The following is a 12,084-nucleotide window of genomic DNA, read 5'->3' as shown; positions in this document are numbered from 1 at the left end:
ACGGTGGGGGTGGTGGGCACCCTGGTGGTGCTGGCCATCTGCATCGTGCCCTTTCTCCAGCTGGCGTTTCACTATCTGACCTACAAGGGGGCGGCGGTTTTGACAGGCACGGTGGCGGACAGCGGACTGAGCCGGCTCATGGACGAGATCGGCGGGGCCTTCGGGCTGATCCTGGGGATGACGGGGAGCTGCGCCCTGATCCTTCTGTTCAGCATCGTGTCCGCGGTATCGGCGGTGGCGTCGCCATGATGGAGCTGCTGCGCGCCTGGCTCACCGGGATCACCGCCGCCGCCATCCTGTGCGCCCTGGCCAACAGCCTGATGCCCGAGGGGGCGGTGCGGCGGGTGGGAAAGCTGTCCTGCGGACTGGTGATGCTCGCGGCCGTTCTCCGGCCCCTGGTAGAGGTAGAGGCCCTCTCTCCCGGGGACTTTCTGGAGGACTATCAGGCCCAGACCGCCGTCCAGACCCAGGCGCTGGAGGAGGAGCGGAACACGGCGCTGAAATCCATCATAGAGCAGGAATTTGCCGCATATATTGTGGACAAGGCGGACCAGCTGGGGGCGGCATGCACCGCCCAGGTCACCTGCCAGCTGGGGGAGGGCGGCGTCTTTCTCCCCCAGTCCGCCGCAGTCCAGGGCAGCTTCACCCCCCAGCAGCAGGAGGAGCTGGCCCGCATTCTGGAGGAGGAGCTGGCCATCCCCCGGGCGCGGCAGAACTTTTCAACGAAGGAGGAGGAATCCCCATGAAATTTTCCTGGCCCAAGGGACTGGCTCCCGGAATCAAAAAGCTGCTGAGCCGGTACCAGTATGTCCTGCTGGTGCTGGCGGCGGGCGTTCTTCTCCTGCTGCTGCCTCTGGGCGGCGGAGAGGAGGATGAGGGCGCCCAGACTCCGGCACAGCTCCAGGAGGAGTTCGACCTGGAGGCCTTTGAGGACCGGCTGGCGGGGGCCCTGTCCCAGATCCAGGGGGCCGGAGAGGCCCAGGTGGTTCTTACCTTAAAGAGCGGCAGCCGGCAGGTGCTGGCCCAGGACACCCAGCGGGGGGCGGACGGGGACTCCAGCTCCGCCACCGTCACCCTGGGCCGGGGCTCGGGCAGCCAGGAGGTGGTCCCCCTCCAGACCCTGGCCCCCCAGTTCCAGGGGGCCCTGGTGGTCTGTCCCGGCGGAGGGGACCCGGAGGTGTGCCTCCAGATCATCCAGGCGGTCTCCGCCCTCACCGGCCTGGGCAGCGACCGAATTTCCGTGTGTCCCAGCGGCTAGCACGCTGGCTCTGTATGGATGAAAACGCAGCATAAAATTTGATGTCAGGGAGGAATCGGGACATGAAAACGAAAGGCAAGGGACTCTCTCAGCTCTGGAAGCGCAACGCGGTGGTGGCGGCCATCGCCCTGTTCGTGTGCGCGGCGGTGTATCTGAACTGGAGCTATGAGCAGGAGGCGGCGGGCAAGACCCTGGGGGAGTCCACCCTGGTGGGCAAGGAGGACCCCCTGCTGGGCGGGGGTGCGGACGGCTCCTCCTCAGGCGCGGCTGAGGGGGACGGCCAGACCGGGGAGGGCGCGCAGGCGCAGGAGGGGACCAGCCAGACCGGCGCCGCCTCCAGCGACTACTTCTCCACCGCACGCCTCAACCGGCAGCAGTCCAGGGACAGCGCTCTGGCCCTGCTCCAGGACGCCGCCGGGGAGGACGCGGACCAGACCTTGAAGGATGAGGCCAACGAGACCATTCAGGCCATGGCTGATTACACCGTTACCGAGGCCCAGATTGAAAACCTGGTCATTGCCAAGGGGTATGCCGACTGTGTGGCCTTCATCGGGGAGAACGCCCTGAGCCTGGCGGTGGCCGCCCCGGAGGGGGGGCTCACCGATACGGACACCGCCCGGATCGTAGATGTGGTCCATCAGACCACCGGCTTTACCGCCGATCAGGTTAAAATCATCTCAGTAGATCCCCAGGCCTGAGCCTCCGCGCCGCTCCGTCCTGCGCCGCTCCCCGCAACTTCCCGGTTTTCAGTTGTCAAAACCACTCCGGCGTGGTACAATAAGGCCAAGAATTCCGTGGGACGTGTTTTCCTCTGTCAGGGACCCGTCCGGGAAGTCAATGTGAAGGAGCGTGACCATCTGTGAGTGAGAACAAGGAGTATGTCTCCCGCTCTGACGAGCTGGGCAACATCCATATTTCCGAGGAGGTGCTGGCGGGCATCGCCGCCGCCGCCGCTCTGGAGGTGGAGGGGGTCAGCGGCCTGGCCGCCAACCTGGGCAGCGACATCGCCGAGCTGCTGGGCAAGAAAAATCTGGCCAAGGGCGTCCGCGTCCAGATGGAGGACGAGAAGGTGACCGTGGACCTGTCCATTCTCATGGCCTATGGCCACACCATTCCCGAGGTGGGCCGCGCCGTGCAGGACGGCGTGAAAAACGCGGTGGAATCTATGACCGGCCTGGAGATCGCGGCGGTAAACGTAAATGTGGGCGGGATCACTTTCCCCCCGGCGGCCAAGGCATAATCCGGATCACATGGAACCTATGGAGGCGGCGCTGTGCGCCGCCTCTCAGTTTGTCAAAAAACCTGTAGAGAATCAAATCCACCTGAGTCAGGGCGGGGGAGCTCGAGGGGGCGGCAGCCCGCCTCGAGTGGGATCAAATGCCCTGAATGCCTTGCTTGGCAAGGCGTTCAGCGAGCGCAGCGAGAACTTTTCCGCCGCGCAGCGGTGGGAAAGTATTGGCATTTTCTCAGGCTGTCGGAAAAGTCCTTGGACTTTTTTGACAGCCTGAGAGGCGGCGCTGTGCGCCGCCTCTCAGTTTGTGTCAAAAAACCTTTGGTGAGATGAATCCGCTCAAGTTGGGGCGGGGGAGCTCGAGGGGGCGGCAGCCCGCCTCGAGTGGGATCAAATGCCCTGAATGCCTTGCTTGGCAAGGCGTTCAGCGAGCGCAGCGAGGACTTTTCCGCCGCGGAGCGGTGGGAAAGTATCGGCATTTTTTCAGGCTGTCGGAAAAGTCCTTGGACTTTTTCGACAGCCTGGGAGGCGGCGCTGTGCGCCGCCTCTTTTCCTTTTTTCGGAAGTCAAAGCCGGCGCTCCCCAAAAATTCCAGGAAACCCGCCCGTGTAATTGTGAATAAATCTTGACATGACCCCCAGTTGCCTTTAAAATAATCGGTAGGACAAAAATTGAAAAACTTGGGGGATGTTTTTCAGTTGTCGCAAGGATGGTGGGCCACCGCGGCACAGCACGCCTTGCGGCTCCTTTTATGCTGTCTGACCCGGCGGGAAGGTCCCGCCCGCCGGTGTGAAACCATATTCCCGCGGCACAGGCCGCGCCGGGGAGCGGGGCGTCCCCAACCAACTTTTGTATTTTTGGAGGTGTAAGCATCCCACATGGAGTATATCATCGGAGCTGTCATCGGCCTTCTGGTGGGTGCTGTGCTGGTGTACGTGTTCGGCGTTCTGCGGGAGCGGAAGCAGGCGGAGGAGGATCTGAACTCCGCCCGAAACCAGGCCAAGCAGATCGTCAACGAGGCGTATAAGAGCGCAGAGAACAAGAAGCGGGAGGCCATGGTCGAGGCCAAGGAGGAGATCCTGAAGGCCCGCAACGAGTACGAACAGGAAGAAAAAGAGCGCCGCGCCGACCTGCAGAAGCAGGAGCGCCGGCTGCAGCAGAAGGAAGAGAACCTGGACCGCAAGACGGAGAACATGGAGAAGAAGGAAGAACACCTGTCCAACCGTCTCGCCAAGCTGGAGGCCACCCAGGCGGAGGCCGAACAGCTCAAGCAGGAGCAGGTGGCCAAGCTGGAGGAGATCTCCGGCTTTACCGCCGAGGAGGCCAAGGCCTACCTGCTTGACCAGTTGGAGGCCGACGTGACCCACGAGTCCGCCATGAAGATCAAGGAGATCGAGGCCCGGTTCAAGGACGAGGCGGACACCAAGGCCCGGGAGATCATCTCCCTGGCCATCCAGCGCTGCGCCGCCGACCACGTGGCCGAGGCCACGGTGTCTGTGGTCCCCCTGCCCAACGACGAGATGAAGGGCCGCATCATCGGCCGCGAGGGCCGCAATATCCGCACCCTGGAGACCCTGACCGGGGTGGATCTGATCATCGACGACACGCCGGAGGCCATCACCGTCTCCTGCTTTGACCCCGTCCGCCGGGAGATCGCCCGGCTGGCCCTGGAGAAGCTGATCCTGGACGGCCGCATCCACCCCGCCCGCATCGAGGAGATGGTGGAGAAGGCCAAACGGGAGGTGGACGCCACCATCAAGGCCGAGGGCGAGCGCGCCATCTTCGAGACCAACGTCCACGGCCTGCACCCGGAGCTGGTCAAGCTCTTGGGCCGGATGCGCTACCGCACCAGCTACGGCCAGAACGTGCTCAACCACTCCATCGAGGTCAGCCACATCGCCGGCCTGCTGGCCGCCGAGATCGGCGCCAACGTGGCCGAGGCCAAGCGGGCCGGACTGCTCCACGACCTGGGCAAGTCCATCGATCACGAGGTGGAGGGCTCCCATGTCACCATCGGCGTGGAGCTGGCCCGGAAGTACCACGAGAGCGAGGCCGTCATCCACGCCATCCACGCCCACCACAACGACGTGGAGCCCCAGACGGTGGTGGCCTGCCTGGTTCAGGCGGCCGACGCCATCTCCGCCGCCCGGCCCGGCGCCCGGCGGGAGAACCTGGAGAACTATATCAAGCGTCTGGAGAAGCTGGAGGAGATTACCTCCTCCTTCCCCGGCGTGGAGAAGTCCTTCGCCATCCAGGCGGGCCGTGAGGTCCGCATCATGGTCAAGCCCGACCAGGTCAGCGAGGACCAGATGGTGCTCCTGGCCCGGGAGATCGCCAAGAAGATCGAGGACGAGCTGGAGTACCCCGGCCAGATCAAGGTCAACCTCCTGCGGGAGACCAAGGCCGTCGAGTACGCGAAGTAATATCCCCCAACAAAAATACGTCTTTAAAAACCCGGAAGAGCAGAGTGCTCTTCCGGGCTTTTCTTTTCCATGTCTGACCGGAACCACCGGTTTTTCTTCCGCGCCCATCACGGCCCGGCGGCGCCCCTGTCGTCCTCCGCCCCCAGAATGGCGTGGCAGTGCTCCAGGGCCGCCTGGAGCTCCTGTGTCTCGGCGGCGGTAAGGGGGAGGCCGTCCACCGACTGGTCAGCCAGGGCCTGGTGGATGTTCACCAGATACCGCTGCTGTCCCGCCGGCTGTCCATTTCGGTGGACCATGTAGTAGGGCAGATAGCTCACGTGGGTGAGGCTGGTCTCCCCCGTCCCCGGGTCCCGGGTGAGCTCCAGCTCCAGCACCGCCGTGGTGCGGGTCTCCAGGTCCTGCTGGTTGGAGATGAAGTTGCCCAGGGAGTAGCAGACAAAGCCCTGCCGCTCCCGGCCGTCCCAGCCGGTGACCGAGATGGTCTCATAGGGCTGGAGCACGTGGGGGTGGCTCCCCAGCACCAGGTCGGCCCCCTGCTCCACCAGGAACCGGGCCATATTGGTCTGGTAGGTGTTGGGGGCGTTCTGGTATTCCACCCCCCAGTGGATGATGACGGCGATCAGGTCGGCGTCCAGCGCCCGGGCCACCTCCAGGTCCGCCTGGAGCCGGTCGTAGTCCGGGTCGGACAGGGTGGTGTAGTAGTCCAGATTGAAAAGGTTGACGGCGTACTCCTCCCCCTGGGGCAGGCGGAAGCCGTTGAGTCCGTAGGTGTAGGACAGGAAGGCCACCGAGACGCCCCCCACGTCGGCCACATAGACGCCGGAGGAGGCGTCCCGCTCCTCCTGGGACCGGTAGGTCCCCGCGTGGGCCAGCCCCTCCTGGTCCAGCACGTCCAGGGTCCGATAGACCCCCCGGGTCCCCCGGTCCAGGCTGTGGTTGTTGGCGGTGGACAGCAGGTCAAAGCCCGCCGCCCTCAGGTCGGCGGCCAGGCTGTCCGGGGCGTTGAAGGTGGGGTAGCCGGAGTAGTCCGGCCCGCCCGCCAGAGGGGTCTCCAGATTGGCCAGGGCGTAGTCCGCCCCGGAGAGCTGCTCCGCCGCGTCCTGGAGCATGTGGGCAAAGCTGTAAGTACCCGAGGCGGCCACAAAGGCGTCGTTGGTGATGGGCATGTGGCTCATCACATCCCCCGCCGCCATCAGGCGGACCACCGTGGGCTCCGGTTCCGGCTCAGGCTCGGGGGTTGGAGCCGGCTGGACTGAGGAGGAGGACTGGGTCCCCTCCCCCTCCTCCGGGGCGGAGCTTCCGCCGGACGGGGCACACCCGGTCAGCAGGGCCAGAATCAGCAGCAGGGATAGGAGCGTCTTTTTCATGCTTCATGTTCCTCCATGGCGGCATATAATTGTTCCGACAGGCGGGCGCACAGCTGGTACAGCCCCCGGTCGTCCACCTGCCGGTGGGCTCCGGTGGTGATGACCACCACCCCGTCCCCGGTATTGGGGTCATAGGACAGCAGGGCGTACACCCCGTAGGCGCTGCCCGTGTGGTAATAGAGCTCCTCCCGGCCCAGCAGGTTCTCCTGCCGCCGGAGGATCAGGCACTGATCGAAGGGGGCCGTGCCGTCCCCCGGGTCCACGGAGAACTGGACGGTCTCCATCTCCTCCACCGACTGCGGGGACAGGAGCGCCTCCCCGTTGTACATCCCGTCGCCCGCCAGAATGGACACCAGCTTGGCCAGGTCCACCGCGCTGATGGTCAACCCGCCCGGGTAGTAGGAGGCCCCCAGGCCGATCTCGTCCGGGACAGTCTGGCCCGTCTGCTGTCCCTGGGTGCGCTGGACATTTCCATATGCGTCATAGAGGACGGCCACTTCCTCCGCCTCCAGCTTCCCGGCGTGGAGAGAGGCCCGGATGCCCATGGGCTCCAGGAATCGGCTCTGAAAATAGCTGTCCAGCAGCTGACCAGAGGACAGCTCCAGAGTGGTACCCAGCACGCAGACGCCGAAGTTGCTGTAATACCAGGCCTCTGGGGTCCCCGGCTCCACATTCCGCCAGGCGGAGGAGCTGGACAAAGTCCCCCTCAGCTTGGACAGCCCCCGGGTCACGCCGAAATCCTTCAGGCCGGAGGCGTGGGCCATGAGGGTGCGGATGGAGGGCTGGGTCTGGGCGTAGGGGTCCCGGACCCCCTCCCCCCAGTACGTCCCCAGGGGGGCGTCCAGATCGGCCAGCCCGTCCTCCGCCATGGCCATGGCGCACAGGCCCACCGCCGTCTTGCTGAGGGAGGCCGCCCGTATCTTGGTGTCCGCCGTCATGGGCCGCTCCCCCCGGACCGCCCAGCCCCAGGCGGCGGAGGCCCCCACCTCCCCATCTTCAATCACGGCCAGAGAGACCCCCACGGCGGAGGAGCCGGCCATGACCTCCTCCAAGATCTGCTCCGCCTCCCCCTGGGTGAGGGGCTCCGGCTCAGGGAGCGGCGCGGGCTCCGGCTCCGGTTTCTCCTCTGTTGTCTGGGACCCCTCCGCCCAGGCGGAGACGGCGGGCTCGTCCACAGTCTGGGGCTCCTGCGGAAGCTGACAGGCGGTCAGGGCGCACAGAAGCCCGCACAGCGCCGCCAGGGCCGCGCCTTTACTTCGCTTCATTCCCTGTTTTTCCCCTCTTTCCCGCAAATTTCTGTTGTCTCCATTATAGTGGAAGTTCTCCGCCCCTGCAAGCAATCCCGGAAGAAGTTCCCGCCGCCCCTCCCCCGCAATCAGCCGGCCCGCTGCCAGCGACGCAAAAACGGCGGCACAGGATAGCTCTGTGCCGCCGTCTGGCTGCGATTACTGGTTCTGGAACCCCAGCAGCCGCTGGGCGTTGCCCCCCAGGATGGCGTCCTTCTCCTCATTGGTGAGGGGCAGGGCGCGGAAGCGCTCCAGGCTCTCCTGCTGGCCGCTCCAGGGGCTGTCGGTGCCGAACAGGAACCGCTCGTATCCAAAGGTGCGGATGATGCGCATGAACTGCTCCTCCCCCATCATGGGCAGCTCCTCGGGCTTGTAGTAGCCGTCGTCCAGGGGGCGGATGCTCCCCAGGGAGTAGGAGGTGTCCAGATACACCGGCGCGTAGGGCAGCAGTTCCTCCACCTCTTCCCAGTTCCGCCAGCCCCCCATGTGGGCCAGGATCAGGGTGAGGGGCCCCACCTCCTGAATGGCGTGGAGGACCATCTTGGGGGTGACCCGCACCTCCCCGGGGAAGCCGATGTCCAGGCCGGAGTGAGTGAGAACGATGAGCCCCAGCTCGGCCGCCCGGTCCAGGATGCGCAGGGTGCGGATGTCGTCAAAGTCCACCCCCTGGTACACCGGGTGGAGCTTGATACCCTTCATCCCCAGTTCCTTTACCCGGGAGAGCTCCGCGCGGTAATCGGAGAAGTCCGGGTGCATGCAGCCGAAGGAGTACACGCCCGTCTCCGGCCCCAAATCGTTGATCTGGGCGGAGCTGTCGTTCACATGGACCACCTGGCGGGGGTTGGTGGCCACCGGCAGCACCAGGGAGGCGTCCACCCCCGCCCGGGCCATGGAGGCCCGCAGGCCGGAGACGGTGCCGTCCACATAGGCCCGGGTGTGGGACATCCCCTCCAGCTTGGGGATAGTGGTGGCGGCCAGCTTGTCCGGGAAGGTGTGGGTGTGGATATCAATGACCATGAAGCTCACAGTCCTTTCTCGTAAAAATGGTGTGGTCCGGAAAAACCGGGCTCCGGGTACAGGGTACCACAGGAGCCCGGCTTTGAAAAGGAACTTTCTTGCCCAAAAACTGCCGTTTTTGGACCAAACGGAGGTCACTCGCCGTCGCCCAGGGCCTCCCGCTGGCGCACCAGCACCTTCTGGTCGTAGCAGGAGAAGGCGTCGTCCACTAATTTCTGGTCCGGCTTGGGGGTCACCAGGGAGACCACCGGCACGATGACCAGCCCGGCCAGCATGCAGAAGGCGCCGGCGTTGATGGAGGACCGGAGCACCTCCGGAAACAGCTGGGGCGCCAGCATGTTGGCCAGCATGACCACCACCGAGAACAGGAAGCTGGCCCAGCAGCCGGCCTTCGTCGCCTTTTTCCAGTACAGCCCAAACAGGAAGGGGGCCAGGAAGGCGCCCGCCAGCGCCCCCCAGGAGATGCCCATGAGCTGGGCGATGAAGGTCACGTTGGAGCGGTACTGCACAATGGCGATGACCACCGAGATGGCGATGAAGATGACGATGAGCACCCGCATGATGAGCACCTGGGTCTTCTCCTTCATATCCTTCACAAAGTTGTCCTTCAAAAAGTCCAGGGTCAGGGTGGAGCTGGAGGCCAGCACCAGGGAGGACAGGGTGGACATGGAGGCAGACAGCACCAGGATCACCACAATGGCGATGAGCACGTCGGGCAGTCCGGAGAGCATGGTGGGGATGATGGAGTCATAGCCGTCGGCAGCCACGTCCACCTGATCGGAGAACAGCCGCCCGAAGCCCCCCAGGAAGTAGCACCCGCCGGCGACGATGAGGGCGAACACGGTGGAGATGATCATGCCCTTGTGGACGGCGGTCTCGCTCTTGATGGCGTAGAACTTCTGCACCATCTGGGGCAGGCCCCAGGTGCCCAGGCTCGTGAGGAGCACCACCCCCAGCAGATTCAGGGGATCGGGGCCGAAGAAGGAGGCGAACACGCCGGGGGTGGAGGAGGCGGCGGGGTCGCTGACTCGGGCCAGGCCGTCCAGAGCGGCCATGAAGCCCCCCTGGCTGCCCAGCACGGCGGCGATGACGGCGACGATGCCCACGATCATGATGATGCCCTGAATGAAATCGTTGATGGCGGTGGCCATGTAGCCCCCGGCGATGACGTACACCCCGGTGAGCACCGCCATGACAATGACGCACACGGCGTAGTCGATGTCAAAGGCCATGCCGAACAGCCGGGACAGGCCGTTGTACAGGGAGGCGGTGTAGGGGATCAAAAACAGAAAGGTGATGGCCGAGGCGGCGATCTTCAGCGACCGGGAGCCGAAGCGCTTGCCGAAGAACTCGGGCATGGTGGCGCTGTCCAGATGCTGGGTGATGATCCGGGTGCGGCGTCCCAGCACCGCCCAGGCCAGCAGCGAGCCCAGAATAGCGTTGCCGATGCCCGCCCAGGTGGCGGCCACGCCGTATTTCCAGCCAAACTGCCCGGCGTAGCCCACAAAGACCACGGCGGAGAAGTAGGAGGTGCCGTAGGCAAAGGCGGTGAGCCAGGGCCCAACCGACCGTCCGCCCAGTACGAAGCCGTTTACATCGGAGGCGTGCCGGCGGCAGTACAGGCCGATGCCCACCATGACCGCGAAAAACACCAGAAGCATACCCAGTTTGATTGCCATAAGAGGATCTGTCCCTTCTCTTGTTTCTTTCAACGATTTGCTGCGTTGACGCGTTACAGTTTAACGCAGAAAAGCAATAAAGTCAAGAGGGGAAACTATATTTTTTTCGCCGCCGCGCCGGGGCTGCATCCCGGAAACATACCAACCCTTTTCACAGAATACAGTAGAGGGAGGGGGGATGAACTTGGCACGGGAACGTGGAATGACCGCCGGGGGGAGCGTGCTGTTCCTCACGGTGCTGGGGACCCTGTCTCAGCTGCTGGGATTCGGCTACCGGGTGGCCCTGTCCCGTATGGTGGGGGCGGAGGTGATGGGCCTCTATCAGCTCATCATGCCGGTGTACTCCGTCCTCCTCTCCCTCACCGCCGTGGGACTGACGGCGGCGGTGTCCAATCTGACCCCCCAGTATCTGGCCCTGGGCAACAGCCGGGGGATTCCCCAGCTGCTGGGCACCTGCCTGAAAATTCTGTTTCTGCTGATGGTCCCTATCTCGGCGGTGGTCCTGCTGTGCTACGACCCCATCTCGGTCTACTGGCTGGGGGACGCCCGAACCCAGCTGGGGCTGGTCCTCCTCCTGCCCTGCGTGGCCCTCACCGGGGTGGAGAACCTGCACAAGCACTTCTTCTACGGCTCCAGCCTGGTGCGCCCCCCGGCGGTGGCCGAGCTGCTGGAGCAGCTGGTGCGCACCGGGGCGGTGCTGGGCCTGCTGGCCTATTTTCTGCCCCAGTACCCGGAGCGGGTGGTGGGCCTCATTGTGGCGGGCATGGTCATCTGCGAGGTGGCCTCCGCCGTGACCCTCACCGTGCTGTGCCGCTGGAGGCTCCGCCGCATGGGCCTGAAGGGCCCCGGGGAGCCGGGCCGGGTGCGCCGGAGGCGGGTATTCTCCATCGCCCTGCCGGTGGGGCTCAACGCCCTGCTGGGCAACCTCATGGGGGCGGTGAACGCCGCCCTGGTGCCCCAGAAGCTGGTGGAGGGGGGTATGGATCCCTCTCAGGCCATTTCCGAGCTGGGGGTGGTGTGCGGCATGACCCTGCCCATGCTGGCCCTGCCCACCGTCTTTTTAAGCGCCATGAGCCTGGTGCTGGTCCCCCGGCTGGCCCGGTCCACCGCCCTGAACCGCCCCCAGGCGGTGCGGCGCACCATCTCCAAGGCCCTGTCCGCCGTTTCGGTGCTGGCCCTCCCCGCCATGGGGATGATGGCGGTGTTGGGGGAGGAGCTGGGGGTGCTCCTGTTCCGCCAGGAGGCGGTGGGGGAGTATCTCCTCCCCCTGGCGGCGGCCACCGCTCTGAGCTGCTACCAGGCCATTCTGGGGGCCTCCCTCAACGGGGTGGGCCGCCAGGGAACGGTGGCCTGGATCTCCCTGGTGTGCGACGGGGTGCAGCTGGCCTTCACCGCCTGTCTGGTGGGCGTCCCCTCCGTGGGCATGGGGGGCTTTGTGGCTGGAATGCTGGTCTCCACCGCCCTGGGGCTGGTCCTGTGCGCCTGGCGGCTGCGCTCCTTTACCGGTCTGTCCTTCCGCCTGTTCCACTGGGTGACCGCCCCGGGGCTGGCCGCCCTCCTGTCCGCCCTGGTCATCAACCTGCTGTTTCAGGTGCTCCGGGACAGCGGCGTGCCCGTCCTCTGGCGCATCCCCGGCGCCCTGGCCTTTGGCCTGGTCCTCTATATCGCCGCCCTCAGCGCCCAGGGGGTGCCCCTGCGGGGGCTGTTCCGGCTGGAGTAAGGGAAACGCCGCCCATACGGGCGGCGTCAGTCTGTCAAAAAACAAGCACAAAGCCCCCATATCTGGTAAAATAGAAACAGATATGGGGGCGAAAAAATGGAAC

The 12,084-nt window shown here is 65.1% G+C and carries 11 protein-coding genes; 7 read left to right on the top strand and 4 right to left on the bottom strand.

Annotation, left to right across the window (positions count from 1 at the left end; translation table 11 throughout):
* From H6B31_RS14930 to rny, 6 genes are all read left to right on the top strand, one after another.
* A partial coding sequence (locus H6B31_RS14930) for a stage III sporulation protein AE (RefSeq protein WP_243419086.1) occupies positions 1–249 on the top strand: 249 nt, incomplete at its 5' end.
* Complete coding sequence (locus H6B31_RS14925; RefSeq protein ID WP_204899227.1) at positions 246–746, top strand: stage III sporulation protein AF; 501 nt, start codon at positions 246–248, stop codon at positions 744–746. The genes H6B31_RS14930 and H6B31_RS14925, both read left to right, overlap by 4 nt.
* The gene (locus H6B31_RS17605) at positions 743–1,258 is read left to right on the top strand and encodes a SpoIIIAG-related protein (RefSeq protein WP_204899226.1); all 516 of its coding nucleotides are present in this window, start codon (positions 743–745) and stop codon (positions 1,256–1,258) included. The genes H6B31_RS14925 and H6B31_RS17605 overlap by 4 nt, the downstream gene beginning before the upstream one ends.
* A 62-nt stretch (positions 1,259–1,320) precedes the next feature.
* On the top strand, positions 1,321–1,956 hold the full coding sequence (locus tag H6B31_RS14915) for a SpoIIIAH-like family protein (RefSeq protein ID WP_204899225.1): 636 nt from the start codon (positions 1,321–1,323) through the stop codon (positions 1,954–1,956).
* 161 nt (positions 1,957–2,117) lie between these two features.
* Positions 2,118–2,498 (top strand): Asp23/Gls24 family envelope stress response protein, encoded by a 381-nt coding sequence (locus tag H6B31_RS14910; protein ID WP_204899224.1) that lies wholly within the window; start codon positions 2,118–2,120, stop codon positions 2,496–2,498.
* An 869-nt stretch (positions 2,499–3,367) separates the two neighbouring features.
* Entirely contained in the window at positions 3,368–4,912 is a 1,545-nt protein-coding gene (gene rny / locus H6B31_RS14905) for a ribonuclease Y (protein WP_204899223.1), read from the top strand.
* A gap of 107 nt (positions 4,913–5,019) precedes the next feature.
* On the opposite strand, the gene H6B31_RS14900 is transcribed toward rny, so the two are convergent.
* From H6B31_RS14900 to H6B31_RS14885, 4 genes are all read right to left on the bottom strand, one after another.
* Complete coding sequence (locus H6B31_RS14900; protein ID WP_204899222.1) at positions 5,020–6,279, bottom strand: CapA family protein; 1,260 nt, start codon at positions 6,277–6,279, stop codon at positions 5,020–5,022.
* Entirely contained in the window at positions 6,276–7,544 is a 1,269-nt protein-coding gene (locus H6B31_RS14895) for a serine hydrolase domain-containing protein (protein WP_204899221.1), read from the bottom strand. Before H6B31_RS14895 ends, H6B31_RS14900 begins: the two co-directional genes overlap by 4 nt.
* 180 nt (positions 7,545–7,724) lie before the next feature.
* Positions 7,725–8,582, bottom strand: coding sequence for an amidohydrolase family protein (locus H6B31_RS14890; protein ID WP_204899220.1), 858 nt, complete (start codon positions 8,580–8,582; stop codon positions 7,725–7,727).
* Between the two features lie 134 nt (positions 8,583–8,716).
* Positions 8,717–10,261: a sodium:solute symporter family protein gene (locus tag H6B31_RS14885; RefSeq protein WP_204899219.1), complete on the bottom strand. Its 1,545-nt coding sequence runs from the start codon at positions 10,259–10,261 to the stop codon at positions 8,717–8,719.
* 184 nt (positions 10,262–10,445) lie between these two features.
* Between H6B31_RS14885 and H6B31_RS14880 the strand changes: the two genes are divergently transcribed.
* On the top strand, positions 10,446–11,981 hold the full coding sequence (locus tag H6B31_RS14880) for an oligosaccharide flippase family protein (RefSeq protein WP_243419085.1): 1,536 nt from the start codon (positions 10,446–10,448) through the stop codon (positions 11,979–11,981).
* The last annotated feature ends 103 nt before the right edge of the window (positions 11,982–12,084 follow it).

This window comes from Pseudoflavonifractor capillosus (assembly GCF_016899775.1).
GTDB lineage: Bacteria > Bacillota > Clostridia > Oscillospirales > Oscillospiraceae > Lawsonibacter.
Note: the sequence above shows the minus strand (reverse complement) of the source record. Positions and strands in the feature narration are given on the sequence as shown.